Annotated in this window: 19 protein-coding genes; 5 read left to right on the forward strand and 14 right to left on the reverse strand. The window is 71.4% G+C overall.

Annotation, left to right across the window (positions count from 1 at the left end):
• Positions 1-37: 37 nt before the first annotated feature.
• The 4 genes from MJ604_RS10875 to MJ604_RS10890 form a co-directional block, all read right to left on the reverse strand.
• Positions 38-2620, reverse strand: coding sequence for a LuxR C-terminal-related transcriptional regulator (locus MJ604_RS10875; protein ID WP_243058351.1), 2583 nt, complete (start codon positions 2618-2620; stop codon positions 38-40).
• 147 nt (positions 2621-2767) lie between these two features.
• A complete protein-coding gene (locus MJ604_RS10880) occupies positions 2768-3178 on the reverse strand; it encodes a hypothetical protein (RefSeq protein WP_243058352.1) in 411 nt (136 codons plus the stop codon).
• A 135-nt stretch (positions 3179-3313) separates the two neighbouring features.
• Positions 3314-5905, reverse strand: coding sequence for a LuxR C-terminal-related transcriptional regulator (locus MJ604_RS24255; protein ID WP_243058353.1), 2592 nt, complete (start codon positions 5903-5905; stop codon positions 3314-3316).
• A gap of 122 nt (positions 5906-6027) precedes the next feature.
• Positions 6028-6519 carry a DUF1269 domain-containing protein gene (locus MJ604_RS10890; protein WP_243058354.1) on the reverse strand — a complete coding sequence of 164 codons (492 nt, stop codon included), beginning with the start codon at positions 6517-6519 and terminating at the stop codon, positions 6028-6030.
• 179 nt (positions 6520-6698) lie between these two features.
• Between MJ604_RS10890 and MJ604_RS10895 the strand changes: the two genes are divergently transcribed.
• On the forward strand, positions 6699-6887 hold the full coding sequence (locus tag MJ604_RS10895) for a hypothetical protein (RefSeq protein ID WP_243058355.1): 189 nt from the start codon (positions 6699-6701) through the stop codon (positions 6885-6887).
• A 3-nt stretch (positions 6888-6890) separates the two neighbouring features.
• On the opposite strand, the gene MJ604_RS10900 is transcribed toward MJ604_RS10895, so the two are convergent.
• Positions 6891-7964, reverse strand: a complete 1074-nt coding sequence (locus MJ604_RS10900) for an AI-2E family transporter (protein WP_243058356.1) — start codon at positions 7962-7964, stop codon at positions 6891-6893.
• An 87-nt stretch (positions 7965-8051) separates the two neighbouring features.
• On the opposite strand from MJ604_RS10900, the gene cls reads away from it, so the two are divergent.
• Both cls and MJ604_RS10910 read left to right on the forward strand, forming a co-directional pair.
• Entirely contained in the window at positions 8052-9542 is a 1491-nt protein-coding gene (gene cls, locus MJ604_RS10905; RefSeq protein ID WP_243058357.1) for a cardiolipin synthase, read from the forward strand.
• 57 nt (positions 9543-9599) lie between these two features.
• Positions 9600-10250 carry a hypothetical protein gene (locus MJ604_RS10910; protein ID WP_243058358.1) on the forward strand — a complete coding sequence of 217 codons (651 nt, stop codon included), beginning with the start codon at positions 9600-9602 and terminating at the stop codon, positions 10248-10250.
• A gap of 10 nt (positions 10251-10260) precedes the next feature.
• Here the strand turns inward: MJ604_RS10910 and MJ604_RS10915 are convergent, their stop codons facing one another.
• The 6 genes from MJ604_RS10915 to MJ604_RS10940 all read right to left on the reverse strand — a co-directional run bounded on the left by MJ604_RS10915 (position 10261) and on the right by MJ604_RS10940 (position 15557).
• Positions 10261-11034 (reverse strand): ABC transporter permease, encoded by a 774-nt coding sequence (locus MJ604_RS10915; protein WP_243058359.1) that lies wholly within the window; start codon positions 11032-11034, stop codon positions 10261-10263.
• Positions 11031-11774, reverse strand: coding sequence for an ABC transporter ATP-binding protein (locus MJ604_RS10920; protein WP_374458349.1), 744 nt, complete (start codon positions 11772-11774; stop codon positions 11031-11033). Before MJ604_RS10920 ends, MJ604_RS10915 begins: the two co-directional genes overlap by 4 nt.
• Positions 11771-12106, reverse strand: a complete 336-nt coding sequence (locus tag MJ604_RS10925; protein WP_243058360.1) for a DUF1048 domain-containing protein — start codon at positions 12104-12106, stop codon at positions 11771-11773. Before MJ604_RS10925 ends, MJ604_RS10920 begins: the two co-directional genes overlap by 4 nt.
• A gap of 1 nt (position 12107) precedes the next feature.
• Positions 12108-12437 carry a PadR family transcriptional regulator gene (locus tag MJ604_RS10930; RefSeq protein WP_243058361.1) on the reverse strand — a complete coding sequence of 110 codons (330 nt, stop codon included), beginning with the start codon at positions 12435-12437 and terminating at the stop codon, positions 12108-12110.
• 167 nt (positions 12438-12604) lie between these two features.
• On the reverse strand, positions 12605-14926 hold the full coding sequence (locus MJ604_RS10935; protein WP_243058362.1) for an MMPL family transporter: 2322 nt from the start codon (positions 14924-14926) through the stop codon (positions 12605-12607).
• A 37-nt stretch (positions 14927-14963) separates the two neighbouring features.
• The gene (locus MJ604_RS10940; RefSeq protein ID WP_243058363.1) at positions 14964-15557 is read right to left on the reverse strand and encodes a TetR/AcrR family transcriptional regulator; all 594 of its coding nucleotides are present in this window, start codon (positions 15555-15557) and stop codon (positions 14964-14966) included.
• Between the two features lie 117 nt (positions 15558-15674).
• Here MJ604_RS10940 and MJ604_RS10945 point away from each other — a divergent pair, with 117 nt between their 5' ends.
• Complete coding sequence (locus MJ604_RS10945; RefSeq protein WP_243058364.1) at positions 15675-17051, forward strand: NAD-dependent malic enzyme; 1377 nt, start codon at positions 15675-15677, stop codon at positions 17049-17051.
• 98 nt (positions 17052-17149) lie between these two features.
• Here MJ604_RS10945 and MJ604_RS10950 read toward each other — a convergent pair whose 3' ends face one another.
• Positions 17150-18109, reverse strand: coding sequence for a type IV toxin-antitoxin system AbiEi family antitoxin domain-containing protein (locus MJ604_RS10950; protein ID WP_243058365.1), 960 nt, complete (start codon positions 18107-18109; stop codon positions 17150-17152).
• Positions 18110-18272: 163 nt separating this feature from the next.
• Positions 18273-20261: an MMPL family transporter gene (locus MJ604_RS10955; RefSeq protein ID WP_243058366.1), complete on the reverse strand. Its 1989-nt coding sequence runs from the start codon at positions 20259-20261 to the stop codon at positions 18273-18275.
• 63 nt (positions 20262-20324) lie between these two features.
• Between MJ604_RS10955 and MJ604_RS10960 the strand changes: the two genes are divergently transcribed.
• The gene (locus tag MJ604_RS10960; RefSeq protein WP_243058367.1) at positions 20325-20804 is read left to right on the forward strand and encodes a MarR family winged helix-turn-helix transcriptional regulator; all 480 of its coding nucleotides are present in this window, start codon (positions 20325-20327) and stop codon (positions 20802-20804) included.
• On the opposite strand, the gene ppgK is transcribed toward MJ604_RS10960, so the two are convergent.
• Complete coding sequence (gene ppgK / locus MJ604_RS10965) at positions 20780-21535, reverse strand: polyphosphate--glucose phosphotransferase (protein WP_243058368.1); 756 nt, start codon at positions 21533-21535, stop codon at positions 20780-20782. The two genes, MJ604_RS10960 and ppgK, sit on opposite strands and share 25 nt — an antisense overlap.
• Between the last annotated feature and the right edge of the window lie 8 nt (positions 21536-21543).

A 21543-nucleotide genomic window follows, 5' to 3' on the forward strand; every position in this document is an offset into this window, starting at 1 on the left:
TCGTGTGCTCCGAGCTTCGCTCGGAGCACACGGCAGCTCACAGCAGGTTCATCGAGCGCGCGACGGCGAGGGCGGCGCTGCGGCGGTTCACCGAGAGCTTGCTGTAGAGGCTCGAGACGTGCGTCTTCACGGTGTTCTCGGAGACGAAGAGCGTCGCCGCGATGTCGGCGTACGTCGACCCGCGGGCCAGCTCGTTGAGCACGTCGCGCTCGCGCGGGCTGAGCGTGGGTGCGAGCGCGCCCGGCGGCAGCTGGGCCCGCTCGTGCGGCAGCGCGGTCGTCGGGGAGAAGAACGTCGAGATGCCCGCCATGCCCACGGTCCCGCCGACGAGCTCACGCACCCACGGCGACGGGTGGTTGCCGGCGTACCGCGCGAGCAGGTCGGCGACCGGGCTGCCGTGCCGGCTCCAGCCGAGGAACGGCACCGCGTTGCGGCGCACCTCGGTGGCCACGACGCCCTCGAACAGGAGGTCGCGCGCCGCGTCCTCGTCGCGCAGCCCGTCGCGCAGCTGGGCAGCGGTGATCAGGGCCAGCGCGCGCACCGGCGGCTGGGCGCAGGTGGTGCCTGCGGCCGCCTCCTCGAAGCGCGCGACGGCGGTACGCCGGTCGCCGGCGAGGTCGGCCCGGAGCCCGGTGACGAGCGCGGCCTCCGGGACCGCGCCCCGGCTGGTGAGGACCTGGGAGAGGCGCGACAGCGCGGGCTGGTCGCCCGAGAGCGCGGCGAGGAACGCGCGCTCGAGATCGAGCGCGGTGGCGAGGTGGTCGGGCAGCTCCGGGATCTCGAGCGGCACCTCCAGCGCCCGCTCGGCGGCGGAGACCGAGCCGGCGGCCAGCGCGAGCCGGGAGCGGCGCATCCGCGCCCAGAACTTCGTGGTCGGGTCGGCGGCGTGCAGCGGGAAGTCCGGCATCGGCGCCTCGATCCCGGAGACGGCCGACGGCAGGTCGACGAACGTCGCTAGCTCGCGGACGAGCCGGACCCGGCTCGCCGAGTAGGGCGCGACCAGCGGCAGCTCGTCGAGCATCGCGATCAGCTCGTCGGCGACCTCGATGGCGGCGGCCTCGCGGCCCTGCAGGAACTCGCTGAACGCCACGTGCGAGAGCGCGATCGCGGTGAGCGCCGGCAGGTCGCGCGAGCGGCTGAGCTGGAGCGCGCGCGTCAGGGTGGCGCCGGCGCCGTCGAGGTCGCCGAGCCAGTTCTGGGTGACCGCGAGCTCGGCCAGCAGGATCGGCAGCATCGGCGAGGCCTGGTCGGGCGGGTCGTCGGCGAGGACGCGCTTGGCGTGCCCCACCGCGGCCGGGATCGACTCGAGGCCGAGCCGGGCCCGCATCAGCTGGGCGGTCGCCACCTGGAGCGTGGAGGTCGTGGTGTCCGGCAGCGGATCGCTGACGACCCGGTCGAGCCAGTGCCGGGCGCAGCTGATCGAACCGATGACCCAGCGCTCCAGCGCGATCGCGAACCACGAGGCCGGGTTCACGTCAACGGCCGACGGGTGCTGCAGCGCGAACGCGTTGATGCCGTCGCCGTGGCCGCGCAGCAGCAGCGTCGGCCCGTGCTCGGCCAGCAGCGCCGCGGTCGTGGCGTGGTCGCCGACCGCGACCAGCCGGCGGAACGCGCCGTCGGTGTCGCCGCGCGCGACGTCGAGCTGGACGGCCCGGGCCACGGTGGCGGCCGCCCGCATCACGTCGACACCGCCGGCCGCCGTACGTCGGCGCACCACCTCGGTCAGCAGCGGGTGGATGGCGTAGCGGACCAGCTCGTCGTCCTCGACCGCCGTGCCCTCGGCGTGCCCGGGGGCCGGGATCCGGGTGACCAGCAGGCCGGTCGACTCGAGCTCGGCGAGCACCTCGCCGGCGAGCGTGTCGTGGGAGAGGTGAGCGGCGATCGCGGGGGTGACGTACGGCTCGCTCGCGACGCACAGCAGCACGTGGCGCTGCCGGGGCTGGAGGCTGGCGAACACCTCGCTGGCGACCCGGTCGGCGACCGAGACCCCGCCCTCGGCGTACCGCCGCGCCACGTCGAGCGGGTCGGGGGCGGCCGCGACCGCCCGGGCGGTCAGCACGACCGCGGCGCACCACCCGCGGGTGCGCGGCGCGATCGCGCGCGCGACCTCGGCGGCGTCGGTGTGCACGTGGGCCGCGACCAGCGCCGCCTCCTCGCCCTCGTCGAGGCGGAGCAGCTCGCCGCGCAGCGCGGTGTACTGGCCGAGCAGCTCGGGGGCGAGCCGGGTGAACGGCAGGTCCCAGCGCGACAGCATCAGCATCTGCAGCGACTCGGGGTCGGTGTCGAGCAGCGCGTCGAGCGCGCGGACCGTCGGCAACGGCAGGTCGTGGGCGTCGTCGACGACGACGAGCCCGGGCTGGGTCTCCACCAGGGCGAGCAGCCGCTCGGCGGTCCAGGAGGCGTCGGCCCGCACCCAGGCGACCGGCCGGTCGCCGGCGCGGTGGAGCCAGCCGCTCACGCCGAGGGTCTTGCCGGAGCCGGCCGGGCCGACCAGCACCGTCATCGGCGCCTCGGTGGCCTCGTCGAGGTGGGACCAGAGCCGGGGCCGGGGGACGAACGCGCGGGGCAGGCGGGGAAGATGCTCCGCCGCCTTCGTGCGCGCACGTGCGTTGCCCGCCATCCGCCCTCCCGCCGAGTGGAGCGATGTCCGGCACGTTACACCCGTTCGGGTGGAGATAGCGCCGCTCGCGGTCGGAATCTAGGGGTGGGCAGGACTAGTAGGACTCACCCGCGGCGGGTGAGACCAGGATGATCTTCGGTCGGTGGCTCAGGTGTTGCGCAGCAGCGACGTCAGGGCCCAGATCACGGCCACGTCGACGGCGATCACGAGGATCGACCACACGGGGTAGTAGGGAACGAACGCGAAGTTGGCGACCGCCGAGAGGATCGCGACCAGGATGCCGGTCGCGAGTGCCCAGGTCTGGCCGTAGAGGACCGCGATGCCGACCGCGACCGCGGCGGCACCGAGGAGCATGTGGATCCAGCCCCACCCGGTGAGGTCGATCGAGTACACGTAGTCCGGCGAGGTGACGAACACCGTGTCCTTGAAGACGGCCGAGAGGCCCTGGAGGAACTGGAACAGCCCGACCATGGCGAGCAGCACGCCGGCGAACGCCGCGATGCCGTAGGCCCAGGCGCCCTTCGTGGTGTTCTCGTAGTCCGGGCGGGGAGTGCTCATCTGGGATCGTCCTCCGGTGCGTGGGCGTGCCGTCGGTCTGGACCGTAGGTCACCCGTCGACCACGACGGCTCACCCGGAACGGACGAAACGGATGGGACCCGGTACGCCGGTCACGGCCTCCTCCGTCGGTCAGCTCACAGCAGACCGCGGGCCCGGGCGACGCGGAGGGCGTCGATGCGGCGGTCCACCTCGAGCTTGCGGTAGATCGAGGCGAGGTGGGTCTTCACGGTGTTCTCGCTGACGAACAGCGCGCGGGCGAGGTCGGTGTTGCCGCCGCCGAGGGCGAGCTGCCCGAGGACCTCCTGCTCGCGCGGCGTGAGCAGCGCGCGATCCTCGGCCGCGTCCGCCGAGCGCGCCGCCCGGTGCGGGGTGAGGTCCGGGTACGGCCGCGGGTGGTTGCGCAGCGCGGACGCCGCCTCGGCAGCGAACGGGTGGCAGTCGGGGGCGTCGGCGTGGGTCGCGATCAGGTCCACGAAGCCGGGGCTGATCATCGCGCCGATGGTGAGCATCCACAGCATCCGCTGGGGCGCGGCCCGGCAGAGCAGGTCCGGGACCAGCGCCAGCGCGGTGTCCACGCTGGCGGCCGAGCCCATCCGGTCCAGGAACGCGATCCGGGCGACGGCCGCACCGAGCGCGACGGTGACCGCCACCTCGGCCGGGTCGCGGAGCAGCACGTCGAGCATCCGCACCGCGCGCTGCTCGTCCCCGCCCAGCCCGGTGACGACGGCCTCCGCGAGGGCGGCCTCGGCGGCCAGGCCCTCGCGCCGGAAGTCGTGGACGACGACCTCGAGCCCCGCACGATCGCCCATCGCGGCCACGATCAGCAGCCGCACCAGCCCGTCGACGCGCTGCAGGAACCGCGGCAGCAGCTCGGGTACGTCGCCCCGCCCGTCGAGCAGCCGGCGCGCGGCCTCCACCTCGCCGGTGGCGGTCAGCACGCAGGCGCGCAGCAGCCGGGCGTACACCAGCGCGAGCGGATCCAGCTGCTCGCGCGGCGTGGCGTCGAACGCGAGCAGCGCCTCCGCGGCCCGGTGGAGCCGGAGCGCCTGCAAGGCGCTCCAGCCGCAGACCAGGTGTGCCCGGGCGGCGGAGATGTCGGCCGGGAAGCCGAGGACGCGGCCCATCGCGAGCGACCGCTCGGCGGTCACCAGGGCGGTCTGGTACGCCTCGGCCTGCATCTCGAGCACCGCCCGCTGGGAGAGCGCCCCGCGCTCCATCAGCGGGGCGTCGACCCGCTGGACGTACATCGCGGCGTCCTGGAGGTGGATCGCGGCGACCTCGAGCTCGCCGAGCCACCCCTCGAACGAGGCCAGCTCCAGCGTGAGCCAGGTGGCGCGCAGTGGCGAGATGCCGGAGATGTCGTGGGCGCTGACCTCGCCGTCGTGCCGGCAGCCGAGCACCCGCCGGGCGCGCGCGAGCGCCGGCGCGGCCTCGCGCCAGCCGTACCGCGCCAGCCACAGCTCGAGCGCCGCGAGCTCGGCGTCGACCTCGCGATGGGTGCCGCCGCCGAGGCTGCGGGCGTCGGCGGCCAGGGCCCGGTCGATGGCGGTCTTGGCGGCGTCGACGCGGTTCTGCGACCGGAGCACGGTCGCGTGGAGGACCAGCAGCTCCTGGTGCCGGGAGCGGATGTCGACGGGGATCGCGGCGAGCGCGTCCGCCACGACGTCGGTGCGGCGGGCGACGAGCAGGTCGATGGAGAACTCGCGCAGCACCCGCAGCTGCAGGTCGAGGTCACCGGTGAACCGGGCGTGGTGCACCGCGCGCTCGGCGTCGCGGCGGTCGACGTACTCCGCGGTGGCGCGCTGGTGTGCCTCGATGACGCGGGTCCAGTCCGGCCCGCCGGGGGCGGTACGCCGGCGCAGCAGGTCGAGGAGCAGCGGGTGGTGGGTCCAGGAGGCAGTGCCGTCGGGTCCGTCGCGGTGCGCGGTGACGAGGAGCCCGGTCGCGGCGGCGCTGTCGAGCAGCTCGCCAGCGCGCGGGATGCCGGACAGCAGCGCGGCCTCGTCTGCGGTCAGCTCCGGCTCCTGGCAGGTCGCGACCAGGACCTGCGACAGCTCGGCCGGCAGTGGCTCGAGCACCTCCCGCAGGAGGTAGTCGAGCAGGGGCTGCCGAGCGGCGGCCAGGGCGGAGCGGGGATCGGCGCCCTGACCGGACGCCTGCAGGGTGCGGGCGCCGAAGACCAGCGCGGCGGCCCAGCCGCGGCTCTGGCAGAGGATCGAGGTGACCTCGTCCGGTGCCGCGTCGGGGTGGTGCGCGACCACCAGGTCGGTGGCCTCGGCGTCGGTGAAGTCCAGGCCGTTGCGGGGGAGGGTCCGGACCTGCCCGGCGAGCGTCAGGGCGACCGGGAGGAAGTCGAGCTCGCGGCGGCTCAGCAGCAGCACCCGCACGACATCGGCGTTCCTGGTCAGCGCGGAGGCGAGCAGCGCCGCCGAGTCTGGGTCGAGGAGGTGGGCGTCGTCGACCACGAGCACCGACGGCCGACCGAGATGGGCGGCGAGGTCCGCCGGCTGGTCGGCCCGCAGCCAGGCCACCGGCTGCCCGCCCTGGACGGCCTTCTCCGCCCAGGCCGCCGCGGCCGCGGTCTTCCCGGACCCGGCCGGGGCGACGACGACGCTGACCGGTGTGGCCGGCACCCGCTCGAAGAACGCGTCGAGACGGCGGCGCTCGACGTACAGGAACGGCGGCGGTGGCGGCGCGGTGGTCGACCGGTACACGCTCCCGCGCACCGGTGCTGTCCTCCTCGCGGCTCCCATCCGCCCTCCCCACTTCTGGCACGAGTGTCGAGGGTGCGGAACTTCCCAGCAACCCTGTCCGCATTCCGGCCCGATGACCGCACGGACGACACCCGTCAGTCGGCGAAGACCTCCCGCAGCGCGGCCTCCTGCTCGGCGGTGAGGTTGGTGAAGATCAGCTCGCCCTTCGGGCCCGTGGCGAACGCGTCGTGGATCTGGTCGAGCGCAGTGTCGGAGGTGAGGACGAACAGCGCCGACGTCCCGGGGGTCACGGTGTCGCGGACCCGGTTGATGAAGGTGTCGTCGATGCCGACGTCGGCCAGCGCGCCCGCCAGCGCGCCGGTGGCCGCGCCGATCGCCGCGCCGAGCAGCGGCATGAAGAAGATCAGCCCGAACAGCAGCCCCCAGAACCCGCCGCCCAGGGCTCCGGAGGCGGTCGTGCTCGGGCTCAGCTGGTGGGTCCGCGGCTTGCCCTGGCCGGGCTCCCACTCGACGGTTGCGGCGTCGTGGAGGACGAGCTTGTCCTTGCGTGCGAGGGACTTCAGGAGCTGCGCGGCCTGGGCGGCGCCGTCGACGGTGTCATACCTCCACACGGTCAGCGTGGCCATCGCTGGGTCTCCTCGGGACGGTTCGGGCGTTGCTCCCACGGTCCCCGCTCCTCGCCGGGTGGCGCCTCGCCCGTTTCCGGTGAGGCGTACGGCGCGGGTCCGGCTTAGCGTCGGAAACCGAGGCTGCCGGGTGGGTGGCTGGATCCAGGGGACACCGGGCGGGCGCTGCGATGACGAGGATGCTGATCCGTGTGGACGCGGAGCTGACGGACGAGCTGTCGGGCGCGTTCCCCCACCTGGTCGCGCGCACGCAGCGGGCGACCACGCTGACCGGTGAGATGGCCGACCAGGAGGAGCTGCAGGGCGTGCTGAGCCTGCTGAGCTCCCTGGGGATCTCGGTCGTCGAGGTCGTCGCCTTCCCCGACTGAGGCTCAGGTGACCGGCGCCTCGGCGTCCGGCTCGTCCTGGTTGGAGATCAGCGGTCTGAGCCACTTCGTGTCCGGGTCGGCGTCGACGAGCAGCGCCTTGGCGAACAGGGTCAGCGGGATCGCGAGGATCGCGCCGAGCGGGCCGATCACCCAGGTCCAGAAGATCAGCGAGAAGAAGCTGAGGGTCGTCGACAGCCCGACGGCGTCCCCGACGACCTTGGGCTGGATGACCGACTGGATCACCACGTTCAGCACGCAGTAGACCGCGATCACCGCGAGCATCAGGCTCGGGCCGCCCTCGAGGAGCGCCAGGATCGCCGGCGGGATCAGCCCGATGACGAACCCGATGTTCGGGATGTAGTTGGTGATGAACGCCAGCAGGCCCCACGTCAGCGCCAGCGGCACCCCCAGGATCACCAGCGCGGCGGTGTCGAGCACCGCGACGATCAGGCCGAAGACGGTGGCGACGCCGAGGTAGCGACGGGTGCCGTGGGCGAAGTCCTCGAGGCCCTCGATGATCGCCGGCTTGGCCGCCCGGGCCCGCTCGAGCTGGCGCGGGAAGCTGGTGCCGTCGACGGTCATGAACAGCACCAGCGCCAGGATGAAGAAGAGGTTCGAGACGAGGCCCATGAGCTCGCCGAGCAGGTCCGCGATGAACCCGCTGAGCTGCCCGATGTCGAACGAGGAGCCGACCTTCTCGATCTGCGCCTGGTCGACGCCGACGTCCTTGAGCCACTTCGTGAGGTCGTCCAGCCGGGACGTGAACTCGTCGGCGTACGTCGGCAGCAGCGTCGCGAACCGCGCCACCGACACCAGCACGGCGAGCGCGAACAGCACGACGCCGATGTAGACGACCGCGATGCAGACGGTCGACGCCACCCAGGACGGCATCTTCTTGCCGAGCCACCGGCGCAGCGGGTGCGCGAGCACCGTGAGGATCAGCGCGAGGAACAGCGGCGCGAAGATGTCCGCGATGCCGCGCAACCCGGCGATGACGATGGTCGCCGCCGCCAGGCCCACGAGGACGAGCACGCCGCGGGGGAGGGCCGATGTCCGGGCAGGAGTGGTCGACGACACGCCCACATCGTGCGGGTGCGGCACCGCTCCCTGGCTCACCCGACTCGGGTGACCTCCGACGTCCGCCGGATCTCTAGCGTGTCCGACATGTTCGAGTGGGGGCCGACCCAGGGTGCGATCCTGGGCGCGATCATCTTGGCGATCGAGATCGTGATCATCGCCGCGGCCCTGGTCGTGCTGCCGGGTGGCCGGCGCCCGCAGACCGCGATGGCGTGGCTGCTGCTGATCATCGCCATCCCGCTGTTCGGCTTCCTGCTCTTCCTGCTCTTCGGCCGGACCACGGTGGGGAAGAAGCGCCGGGCACAGCAGGAGGAGGTCAACGAGGCGATCCTCGCCGCCGCTCACCTCGAGGACATCGAGGACGAGCACAAGCGGCTCGAGCTGCCGCCGCTGGTGCAGACGTTCGCGAAGCTGAACCGGCGGCTCGGTGTCCTCCCGCTCAGCTTCGGCAACACCGTCGAGCTGATCGAGGACTACCAGGCGCAGATCGACGCGATGACCGCCGAGGTCGCGACCGCCACCGACTACGTGAACGTGCAGTTCTACATCTCGTCGTGGGACCACGTGACCGCTCCGTTCTTCGAGGAGCTCGTGCGCGCCACCGAGCGCGGCGTGACGGTCCGCTTCCTCTTCGACCACCTCGGCTCCAAGGGCATCCCGGGCTACAAGGACTTCCTCAAGAAGCTCGACGGGACGAAGATCCAGTACGCGCCGATGCTCCCGATCCGGCCGTTCAAGGGCGAGTTCCGCCGGCCCGACCTGCGCAACCACCGCAAGATCCTGGTCGTCGACGGCCGGGTCGCCTTCAGCGGCTCGCAGAACCTCATCGAGGCCTGCTACGACAAGCCGAAGAACCAGAAGCTCGGCCGCGCCTGGGTCGAGCTGATCGCGCGGGTCGAGGGCCCGGTGGTCCAGGAGCTGAACGTCGTCTTCGCGACCGACTGGTTCACCGAGACCGGCGAGAACCTCGGTCACGTCATCGGGTCCGTCCCGCCGCCGCCGTCCGACCGCCCCGGCGCCCTGACGGGCGTGGGCGTGCAGGTCGTGCCGAGCGGTCCGGGCTTCGTCACCGAGAACAACCTGCGGCTGTTCAACTCGATGATCTACTCCGCGGAGAAGCGGCTGTCGCTGACCAGCCCGTACTTCGTCCCCGACGACTCCCTGCTGTACGCCGTCACGACCGCCGCGCAGCGCGGTGTCGAGGTCGAGCTGTTCGTGGGCGCGACCGCCGACCAGTTCATGGTCGCCCACGCACAGCGGTCGTACTACGAGGCGCTGCTGACCGCCGGGGTCCGGATCTGGCTCTACCCGGAGCCGTTCGTGCTGCACGCCAAGCACTTCTCGGTCGACGACCAGGTCGCGGTGGTCGGCTCGAGCAACATGGACATGCGGTCGTTCGTCCTCAACTACGAGGTCGTGATGATGATGACCGGGCCCGAGGTCGTCGCCCGGCTCGCCCAGGTCCAGGACACCTACCGCGCGCTCTCGACCGAGCTCACGCTCGAGGAGTGGCAGCGGCGCAGCCGCGGCCAGCGCTACCTCGACAACCTGATGCGGCTGACCGCGACCCTGCAGTAGCCCGCGAGACCGCGCCGAGATACCGGGCCGAGATACTGGCCCGAGATACTGGGCCGCATGGCGCGCCAGATGAACCGGAGCAAACGCAACTCGCTGCTGCTGCTGGTCTTCCTCGCGGTCGTGGTCAACCTGCCGCTCCTGCACAGCACCTGGACCGACTCACGCGTCCAGGCCGACGGCGTCGACGTGACCGCGACGGTCACCGACGGGTCGACCCAGGACGGCAGCTGGGTGACGTTCCGGTTCCCCGAGGACATCGACCCCGACCAGCAGTCCTGGCACGCCGAGGTCGACCAGGAGACGTACGACGAGGCGCAGCGCACCGGTGAGCTGCAGGTGCGCGTGCTCGAGGACGACCCCGCGGCGTTCCGCGTCGACGGCCAGGTCGAGAGCAGCATCGTGCTGGTCTTCACGCTGGTCGCCGACCTGATCCTGCTGCTGGTGTTCGTGCTGCTGTGGCGCTCCAGCGGCCGGCTGCGCGGCCAGCTCCAGGCGATCGCCCTCCAGGACGTCGAGCGCGGCGACGCCGACGTACTCCTGGAGCGCCTGCAGGGGGAGGAGTACCTCATCAGCGGCGACGTCCTCGAGCTCGAGCCCGGCCGGGTCGTGCTCGACCTCGGCAACCGCAGCGTCGTGGTGCTGCTCGACGGCCACGCGAACCCGGTCGGCTACCAGCAGTCGGCCCGGGTCCGCGCTCGGCTCCTGTGAGCCGTTCGCGTCACGCGGTCTTGCGGCGGTACGTCGCGGTCGCCAGCGCGTAGGCGAGGACCAGGATCGCGACGCACCAGGCGACGGCGACCCAGCCGTCGGTGCCGACCGGCTGCTGCTCGAAGAGGCTGCGGATCGTGTTCACGATCGGGGTCACCGGCTGGTGCTCGGCGAACGCCTGCACCGGTGCGGGCATCGTCTCGGTGGGCACGAATGCCGAGCTGATGAACGGCAGGAACATCAGCGGGTAGGCGAACGCGCTCGCGCCGTCCACGCTCTTCGCGGAGAGACCGGCGTTCACCGCGAGCCAGGTCAGGCCGAGGGTGAACAGTGCCAGGATCCCGGCGACCGCCAGCCAGGCCAGCGGTCCCGCTCCGGTGCGGAAGCCCATCAGCACGGCGACGGCGACCACGATCACCAGGGAGACCGCGTTCGCGAGCAGCGACGTCAGCACGTGCGCCCAGAGCGCGGCGGAGCGGGCGACCGGCATCGACTGGAAGCGCTCGAAGATCCCGCTCTGCATGTCCGTGAACAGCCGGACGGCGGTGTAGGTGACGCCGGAGGCGATGGTGATCAGCAGGATGCCCGGGAGCATGTAGTCCACGCTCGCGGCGTCGCCGGTGTCGATGGCGCCGCCGAACACGTAGACGAACAGCACCATGATCGCGACCGGCATCACCGCGGTCGTGATGATCGTGTCCAGGCTGCGGGTGATGTGCCGGACCGAGCGGCCGGTGAGGACCGTGGTGTCGGCGATCGTGTGGTTGAGGGAGTGGGTGCTCATGCCGCTTCTCCGATGATCGCGAGGAAGATCTCCTCGAGGGTGGGCTGCTTCTCGACGTACTCGACCGTCGCGGGCGGGAAGAGCCGCTTGAGCTCGGCCAGCGTCCCGTCGGCGATGATCCGGCCGCCGTGGAGGATCGCGATCCGGTCGGCGAGACGCTCGGCCTCGTCGAGGTACTGCGTGGTGAGCAGGATCGTGGTGCCCCGCTCGGCGAGCGCCTCGACGGTGGTCCACACCTCCTGGCGCGACTGGGGGTCGAGCCCGGTGGTCGGCTCGTCGAGGAAGATCACCGGCGGGTCCCCGATCAGGCTCATCGCGATGTCCAGGCGGCGGCGCATCCCTCCGGAGTACGTCGCGACCCGGCGCGCGCCCGCGTCGGTCAGGTCGAAGCGCGCCAGCAGGTCGTCGGCGACCGCGACCGCGTCCTTGAGGTGCCGCAGCCGCGCCACCAGCACCAGGTTCTCCCGGCCGCTGAGGTTCTCGTCCACGGCCGCGAACTGCCCGGTGAGGCTGATCGTCTCGCGGACGTCGGCCGGCCGGGTGGCGACGTCGAAGCCGCCGATGGTGGCGGTCCCGGCGTCGGCCTTCAGCAGCGTGGCGAGGATCTTGAGCACGGTGGTCTTGCCCGCGCCGTTCGAGCCGAGCAGGGCGACGATGCTGCCCGGCGCCACGTCGAGGTCGACGCCGCGCAGCACCGCCAGGTCGCCGTACGACTTCTCGAGGCCCTGCACGCGGATCACGATCCGGCCGCCTTGTCGATGGCGTCGTTCAGCCGCGCGCGCTCCTTGTCGATCCAGTGCTTGCCGCTGTACGCCGCGGCGAACGTCTCGGCGAACTCGACCGGGTCGTCGCCGACGATCGCGCGCACCGACGTGCCGTCCACGGCCGCGCGCTCCCACAGGTCGGCGAGGTCGACGAACATCGCGACGCTCGTCTCGCCGTCGACGATGCCGCCGTAGTACATGAGGTACCGGTGCAGCGCCTTGGCGGTCGCGCCGTACGGCTCCGGGAGCGCGTCGATGCGGGCCTTGGCCGCCTTGTACTGCTTCTTCTGCTTCATCCACTTGGCCATGTCAGCTGTCTCCCTTTCGGAGCTGCTCCAGTCGTTCCGACAGGAAGCTCCACGTGGTCCAGAACTCGTCGAGGTACGCCTGTCCGTCGGCGTTGAGGGTGTAGACCTTGCGCGGCGGTCCCTTCTCGGACGGGACCTTCTCGACGTCGACGTAGCCGCGCTGCTCGATCCGGATCAGGAGGGCGTAGATGGTGCCCTCGGCGATCTCGGTGAAGCCCTTGTCGCGCAGCCAGGACGTGATCTCGTACCCGTACGCCGGCCGGCCCGCGAGGATCGCGAGCACGATCCCCTCCAGGGTTCCCTTGAGCATCTCGGTGACCTGCTTGCCCACGGGTCGCTCCTAACTACTCAGTGATGTTGACTACCGGTAGATAGTGACACTGAATAGCGGCGGACGCAAGCTGCACGACCTGGAAATGACCCAGGGGCTCGCGGGCGTGATCCCGCGAGCCCCTGGCTCTGTTTGTTTCGGCGTTCTTTCGGCGTTCGCCGGCCTGGCTAGACCCGGCTGTCGGCCGTCAGGTCGTCGAGCTCGTCGTCGATCGAGCGGCCCTTGAGGTGCGGCCGGTCGAGGTTCTCGCCCTCGACGTCGACGTTCGGCAGCAGCCGGTCGAGCCACTTCGGCAGCCACCAGGCGCGGTCGCCCATGAGGTAGAGCAGCGCCGGGATCAGCGCCATCCGGACGACGAACGCGTCGAACACGACGGCAACGGCGAGGGCGAAGCCCATCGACTTCACGATCGGCTCGTCCTGCAGCATGAACGCCGCGAAGACGGCGGTCATGATCGCGGCCGCGGCACTCACGACCCGGGCGCTGTTGCGGAACCCGTCGACGACCGCCTCCTTCATGGAGTAGCCGTGGACGTGCGCCTCGCGGATCCGGGTCACCAGGAAGACCTGGTAGTCCATGGCGAGACCGAACACCACGCCGATCAGGAAGATCGGCATGAAGCTGACGATCGGCTGGCCCTCCATCAGGCCGAACGCGCCCTCCTGGAAGACCGCGACGGTCGCGCCGAGGGTGGCGAGCACCGACAGCAGGAACCCGAGGGTCGCGGTCAGCGGGACCAGGATGGAGCGGAACACGATCATCAGCAGCAGGAACGCCAGCCCGATGACCACCGCGAGGTAGATCGGGAGCGCGTCGCTGAGCCGCTCCGACACGTCGGTCGTGATCGCGGTCAGACCGGTCACGCCGGTCGTCGTACCCGTCTCGGCCTCGATGCCGGCCTGGCCGTCGCGGAGATCGGCGAGCAGGTTCTCGGTCTCGGTCTCGTCCGGCCCGGAGGCGGGCGTGATCATGATCTGCGCGCCGGTGCCGGCCTCGTTCATGGCCACGACCTGGGCGTTGGCCACGTCCTGCTGGCCGGCTGCCCACGCGGTGACCTCGCCGATCGCGGCGCCGCGGTCGGCCTCGGCGACGTCGGTGGCGTCGACGACCACGAGCAGCGGACCCTCACGGCCCGGGCCGAAGGCCTCGGCCATCAGGTCGGAGGCCTGGCGCTGGGTCGTCTCGACCGAGGCGGTGCTGTCGGTCGGGAAGGCGAGGTGCAGGTCCTTGAGCGGCAGGGCCAGCGCGCCGAGGCCGACGACGACGAGCAGCACGACCGCGACCGGCCGGCGGCCGACGAAGCGCGCCCACCGGACGCCGTTGTTGAGGAGGTGGCCGTCGGGCTCGCGCCGCGGGCGGTACTTGCGGACCTGGCCGCCGAACGACTTCGACTTGAGCATGCCGAGGATCGCGGGCAGGAGGGTCAGCGCGACCAGGACCGCGATGAACACGGTGGCGGCTGCCGCGAGGCCCATGGCGGTGAGGAACGGGATCCCGACGACGGCGAGGGCGGAGAGCGCGATCAGCACGGTGAGGCCGGCGAACACGACGGCCGAGCCGGCGGTGCCGACGGAGACGCCGATGGCCTCCTCGCGGTCGTCGGTGTGCTCCAGCTCGGTGCGGTACCGGGCCAGGATGAACAGCGTGTAGTCGATGCCGACGGCGAGGCCGATCATCGTCGCCAGCATCGGGGTGCTGGAGCCGATGTCCATGACCGCGGTCATCGCGGTGATGCCGGTCATGCCGAGCGCGACGCCGAACATCGCGGTGATGATCGGCAGGCCGGCGGCGACCAGCGAGCCGAAGGTGAGCAGCAGGACGACCAGGGCGATCGCGATGCCGATCAGCTCCGAGGAGGCACCCGGCTCGCTCATCGCCGACGTACCGGAGCCGTTGGCCTCGGCGGTCAGGCCGTTGTCCCGGGCGGACTCGAGCACGTCGAGCAGCGCCTCCTGGGTGGCGGGCTCGACGTCAGCGACCGTCTCCACGTCGTACTGGAACGAGATGATGCCGACCTGGGCGTCCGCGGTCAGCGGGCTCAGCGCGGCGGCGTTCGCCTTCGCGACGTCCGGCGGCGTGCCACTCTGCCGGGCGGACTCGAGCATCGCCTGGCGCTGGGACTTGGCGGCGTCGACCGGGTTCTCGATCGGCGCGTCCTTCGCGACCTGCGGGAGGTTGCGGAGGTCGGCGACGAGGGAGTCGACCGCCTTGACGTACGACGGCTCGTCGAGCGAGTGGCCCTCGGGCGCCGCGACGACGACGTTGACCGAGGCCTCGTCGAAGGCGTCGGTGACGTTCGGGAACAGCTCGGCCTGGAGGTCGGCGGCCTTCTCGGACGGGATGCCCGGGATCGAGAAGGAGTCGGTCATCGGCTTCGACATGGTCGCGGCGACGGTGCCGACGGCGACCAGCGCGACCAGCCAGGCCGCAATGAAGAACGGCCACCGCCGGTAGGCGGTCTTGCCGAGCTTGTAGAACAGGGTGGCCATGGTGGCGATCTCCTGGGTTCGGGTTGAGCAGGGAAGGTCAGGCGAACAGGGCGCGGGCAGCGCCCAGGTGCTCGTCGAACACGTCGACGAGGGTGCGGCTCTCGTCCTCCTGGGCGAAGGCCTCGAGCGCGGAGTCGAAGAGGGTGAGGACCAGCCGCAGCAGGAGCCGGGCGCGGAACGGCTCGAAGCCGTCGCCCTCGCGCTCGAGCACCAGCGCGGCGAACTCCTCGGAGACGATCTCGAACCGCTGGTGCGCTGCTGCGAGCATCCGGGGGTCACGGGTGAGCACCCGCCGGCCGAGCTCGATCGACTCGCGGTCGGGCTGCTTGACCGAGAGCACCAGGTGGGCGAGCTCGGTCAGGTCGTCGACGAGCTTGCCGTGCGGGCCGCCGGCGCGGAACGCGTCCACGGCCGACTCGGGGATCTCCGGGATCTCGCCGAGGACGGCGTCGGCCTTGCTCGGGAAGTAGTTGAACAGGGTCCGCCGCGAGACGCCCGCCGAGGCGGCGAGGTCGTCCATGGTGAAGCCGTCCAGACCGTGCTCGTCGGTGAGCACCTGGGCGCAGCGCGTGATGCGGCGGCTGGTCTCCCACCGCTTCTGCTCCCGCAGGCTCGTTGCACTCTCGGTCATGGAGTGCATTCTTGCATTATCAACCAAAGAGTGCAAACTTGTGGCGGCCGTCACACGATGCCAGGCATTGCCGATGACGACTTGCCGGTAACCGAGCCGGGGGGAGAGGGTCGGGGCATGGCCGCCACCGCGTCGTCGTACTCGATCACCATGCGTCTCCACACTGACCCTGACCACGGGGTCGTCGGTGCCGTCGCCACGGCGATCGCGCAGGCGGGTGGCGTGGTCACCGCCATCGACGTCACCGACTCCAGCCACCAGCGCCTCGTCGTCGATGTGACCTGCTCGGCGGCCGACGCCGAGCACGCCCAGGACCTCCAGGTCGCCGCGGCCGCAGTCGAGGGCGTCGAGGTCTACCGCGTCAGTGACCGGACCTTCCTGCTGCACATCGGCGGCAAGATCGAGGTGACGTCGAAGGTGCCGCTGCGTACCCGCGACGACCTGTCGATGGCCTACACCCCGGGCGTCGGGCGGGTGAGCATGGCGCTGGCCGAGAACCCCGAGGACATCCCGAAGCTGACGGTGAAGGGCAACTCGGTCGCGGTCGTCACCGACGGCTCGGCGGTGCTCGGCCTCGGCAACATCGGGCCCGGCGCGGCGCTGCCGGTGATGGAGGGCAAGGCCGCGCTGTTCAAGCGGTTCGCCGACATCGACGCCTGGCCGATCTGCCTGGCCTCGCAGGACACCGACGAGATCGTGCGCGCGGTCGAGATGATCGCGCCGGGCTTCGGCGGCATCAACCTCGAGGACATCGCGGCCCCGCGCTGCTTCGAGATCGAGCGGCGGCTGCGGGCCTCGCTGGACATCCCGGTGTTCCACGACGACCAGCACGGCACCGCGATCGTCGTGCTCGCCGCGCTGACGAACGCGCTGCGCGTGGTGAAGAAGTCGCTCTCGTCCGTGCGCGTGGTCGTCTCCGGCGGTGGTGCCGCCGGTACGGCGATCGTCACGCTGCTGATCGCGGCCGGCGTGACCGACGTCGTCGTGGTCGACCGGGCCGGTGCCCTGTCCGCCGACGACGAGTCGCTGTCGCCGGCGCACCGTGAGCTCGCGTCGGCCACGAACCCGCGCCGGGTCCGCGGCTCGTTGCACGACGTCCTCGTCGGCGCCGACGTCTTCATCGGCGTGAGCGCGCCCGGCGTGCTCAAGGCGGAGTGGATCCAGGAGATGGCCCCCGACGCCGTCGTCTTCGCGCTGGCCAACCCCGACCCGGAGGTCGACCCCGCCGAGGCCGACAAGTACGCCCGCGTCGTCGCGAGCGGTCGCTCGGACTACCCGAACCAGATCAACAACGTGCTCGCGTTCCCCGGGGTCTTCCGCGGCCTCCTCGACGCCCGCGCCTCCGAGGTCACCATCGACATGCTGCTCCGCGCCGCCGAGGCCATCGCCCTGGTGGTCAAGGACGACGAGCTCAACCCGAACTTCATCATCCCGACCGTCTTCCACCCCGACGTCCCCAAGGCGGTCGCCGCCGCCATCCGCGGCGACGGCTGAGGTCTACTGTCGGTTTCACCGGTGCACCGGTGAAACCGTCACTTCCTGGGCATTGCAACGCCTGAGAAGTGACAGAACTGCCTGAGGAGTACGGATGATCAGGCAGCAGACAGCGGCGGGAACAGCTCGGCACGGATCATGGCGGCAGTTCGTGCCGGGTGCGACAGATCGGACCAGTCGAGGCGGATGCATCTCCACCCGGTCAGTCGACACACCAGCGTCTCGCGCTTCTTCTCGGCGAAGACGACATCGCCGGCCCGCTGCCCCGGCCGAAGCAGCTTCTCGTACTTCACCTTGCCGTCGAACTCCAGGTAGACCCCCAGGGATGGCCAAGCGAAGTCGACGCGGGCGACCTCTCGTCCCGAGGCATCGACGATCGAGTACTGCGGCTCGGGCGCGGGCAGCCCAGCGCTGAGAATCAGGTGCAAGGTGCGACTCTCGCCCACCGACTCGACCCGCTTGTCGGCGCGGTGCAGGACCAGGCTGGTGCGGAGTGAGTTCGGCCAATGCTCCATCACCGCGTACCTCTCGAGAAGCTCCTCCTTGGTGGTCATCCCGCAGTGCAGGAAGTGATTGACCACGACGAGGCCGGCCTCGGCCGTTGCGACCGTGGTCACCTCGAGCGCGAGACGCGTCGGCGTCATGACCTGAAGGCCGTGCCGCGGCGTGACGTCTCCGGGGAGCAGCCGGCCGCAGTGCTGGTGCACGCCGGCCTCATGTCGACCCGCCTTCTCGTCGGGCCGCGTGACGTGGACGTCGGTCAGGTCGAGGCCCCAGGTGGGCGCGTCGTACTCGGGGAGGCCCGACACGTGCGACAGGACTATCCGGGTCCGCGCCTGTTGGTGCACCGCCCGGGCGCGAAGGCCGTGGCGGCCCGCCGGATCGAGGCCGTCGTGCGTGGACTTGTCGGCGTACGCGCCTCGTCGCACCTTGACCAGCACCCCGTCGCTCACGAGCCGGCGGATGGACCGGTCGTCGTGTCCGTGGGCGAGCAGCGTCTTGCGCAGGTAGATCGGCGCGTTGCGCGGATCGTCGGCCGGTCGCTCGGGCGGAATCATCATGCCGTCACGTCTTCCCGGAGGCATCGCTCACGACGCCAGGAAGCAACGGACCTGTGGACAGCCCCTCACGTCGGGCCGACTACTCAGCCTCTCCTGGCACTTCCTGGGCGTTGCATCGGCTGAGAAGTGACGGATTCACCGGTGCACCGGTGATTTCGCCTCACACCCGCCGCGGCCACCAGAACCGGTCGCCCAGCAACACCGCCATGGCCGGCACCAGCATGGTGCGGACGACGAGGGTGTCGAGGAGTACGCCGACGCAGATGATCGTGCCGAGCTGGGCGAGCGCGACCAGGGGCAGGACGCCGAGGACGGCGAAGACCGCGGCGAGCAGGATGCCGGCGCTGGTGATCACGCCACCGGTGACGGTGAGGGCGCGGAGCATGCCCTCGCGGGAGCCGTGGGCCTCCGCCTCCTCGCGGGCTCGGGTGACGAGGAAGAGGTTGTAGTCGACGCCGAGGGCGACGAGGAACAGGAACGCGAAGAGCGGGATCTTCACGTCGATCGCCTCGAACCCGAACACGCCGGTGAAGATCCACCACGAGGCACCGAGCGCCGCGACGTAGGTGCCGACGACCGACAGCACCAGCAGCACCGGGCCGAGCAGGGACCGCAGGATGATCACGAGGCCGAGCAGCACCATGCCGAGGATGATCGGCAGGATCAGCAGCATGTCGCGGGCGGCCGCCGTGCGGGCATCGAGCGACTCCGCCTCGGTCCCTCCGACGTACGTCGAGGGCAGGTCGGCCACCGCGTCGCGGATGTCCTCGACGGTCGAGCGCGCCTCCTCGGAGCCCGGCTCGGCGGTGAGCACGACGTCGAGCTGGGTGACGCCGGCGCCGGAGGCGGTGACACGGGCCGACTCGACCCCGCCGACCCCGGACACGAGCGGCATGATCTCGTCCTCGGACGCCTTGGTGACCACCTGGGTCGGCTCGAGGTTGCCGGCCGGGTACGACTCGGCGAGGCGCTCGCCGGCGGTGACCGCCTCGGGGCGGTCGAGGAGCTGGTCGGCCTCGTCGAGACCGAACCGCGCTCCGGCGAGGCCGCTCGCGAGCACCGCGAGCAGCAGGATCGTGCTGACCAGCACCGCGCGCGGACGGCGCGAGACCAGCTGGCCGACCTTGTGGAAGAACGAGTCGCTGTCGACCGCGGCCTGGTCGCCGTGGTGGGGGACCTTGGGCCAGAAGACCCAGCGCCCGAAGAGCACGAGGGTCGCGGGCAGCACCACCAGGGCGAAGGTCGCGGCGACCACGATGCCGACGGCGCACGCGACGCCGAGCGCGCGGGTGGAGGGCACCACGGACAGCACCAGGGCCAGCACCGCGAGGAAGACCGTGAGCGCGCTGCCGATCACGGCCTCCGACGTACGCCGCAGCGCGTGCGCCATCGCCGCGTGCCGCGACTCGGTCGAGCGCAGCTCGTCGCGGTAGCGGGAGATCAGGAGCAGCGCGTAGTCGGTTCCGGCGCCGAAGACCAGGACGGACAGCACGCCGGTCGTGGTCCCGTCCCACGGCAGCCCGACGGCGTCGAGCGTCTGGGTCGCGGCGACGACCGCGAACCGGTCGGCGACGCCGACGACGACCAACGGGATCACCCAGAGGATCGGGCTGCGGTAGGTGATGACGAGCAGGACGGCGACGATCAGCATCGTCGCGAGCAGCAGCCGCATGTCGGCCCCGTCGAACACCTTGCCGAGGTCGGCGCGGATGCCGGCCGGCCCGGTGACGCCGACGCTGACCCCGTCGGGCGCGTCGGCGCGCAGGTCCTCGCGCAGCGCGTCGACCTTCTCGCCGATGTCGTCGGCGTTGCCCCCCTCGATCGGGATCACGGTGAAGACGGCCGTGCCGTCCTTCGACGGGATCAGCTCGCCCTCGGCCTGGTCCTCGATCTCGCCAAGAGCGGTCTCGGACAGCTTCCCGAAGTCGGCGGTCCACAGCACGATCGCGGCCTCGGTGGCCTCGTCGGGCAGCTCGTCGAGCAGGTAGGCCGCCGACGTGCTGTCGGCGTTCTCCGGCAGGTTGTCACGCGAGTCCGTCGCGTGCTCGGCCTCCCCGACGCCGCCGATGAGGGCGACGGCGAGCAGGATGGGGAGCAGGGCGAACAACCAGGCGGTACGGCGACCGGTGATGATCGGCGCGAGGGCCACGAGAACTCCTGACGAGTGGCGTACGATACCTAAGTAACTTAGCAACTAAGTGGGTGAGTGAAAATGTCAGGTCCGGCCAGCGCCTTCACCGACAGCTGGGAGCAGACCGGCAGCCTGATGGCGCTGCGGGAGGCGATCGAGCGCGGCGGCCGGCTGCGCCACGTGATCGCGCGCCGCGCCGGGCTCTCCGAGAGCGACCTGGTCGCGATGGAGCACCTGATGCGCGAGCCGCTCGGTCCCGGCGAGCTCGCCCGCATCCTCGACGTCACCACCGCTGCCTCCACGGGCCTGGTCGACCGGCTCGCCCAGCGCGGTCACGTCCAGCGGCACCCGCACGAGCTCGACCGACGCCGTACCCAGGTCGAGGTGACCCCATCCGGGCGCGAGGAGGTGCTGACGCACCTGCTACCGATGTTCCTGTCGCTCGACCGGCTCGACAAGTCGTTCGACGACGCGGAGCGCGCGGTCGTCGAGCGCTACCTGCGCGGGGTCGTCGCGACCTTCGACGAGCTGGAGGCTCAGCCGCCGCCCTCGGAGGCGTAGAGCGCGGCACCGACCACACCGGCCTTGTTCAGCAGCGTCGCCGGCACGATCTCGGTGTCGATGTCGAGCAGCGGCAGGAACTCCTCGGAGTCCTTGCTGACCCCGCCGCCGACGACGAACAGCTCGGGGGAGAACAGCATCTCCAGCGTCCGGTAGTAGCGCGTCAGCCGCGCGGCCCATGCCTCCCACGACAGCTCCTCGCGGGTGCGCGCGCTGTTCGCCGCGCGCGACTCGGCGTCGTGGCCGTCGATCTCGAGGTGCCCGAGCTCGGAGTTCGGCACCAGCAGCCCGTCGTTCACCATCGCCGAGCCGATCCCGGTGCCGAGCGTGGTCACGATGACGAGACCGTTGCGCCCGCGCGCGGCGCCGTACCGGACCTCGGCCAGCCCGGCCGCGTCCGCGTCGTTGACGACGTGCACCTCGCGACCGGTCGCCTCGGTGAACAGCTTGTCCGCGTCGGTCCCGATCCAGGCCTTGTCGATGTTCGCCGCGGACAGCACCACGCCGTGTCGTACGACGCCGGGGACGGTGACGCCGACCGCGCCCGTGCACGCGGGGAACTTCGCCAGCAGGTCGACGAAGATCTCGGCGATGTTCTCGGGCGTCGACGCCGCGGGGGTGCGGATCCGCTCCCGCTCGGCGGCGAACTCGCCGGCGTCGAGGTCGACCGGGGCGCCCTTGATGCCGGTGCCGCCGAAGTCGATGCCGAAGGGCTGCTCGGTGCTCGCCATGGACCCAA

It is taken from the genome of Nocardioides sp. SR21 (assembly GCF_022761125.1).
Classification (GTDB): domain Bacteria; phylum Actinomycetota; class Actinomycetes; order Propionibacteriales; family Nocardioidaceae; genus Nocardioides.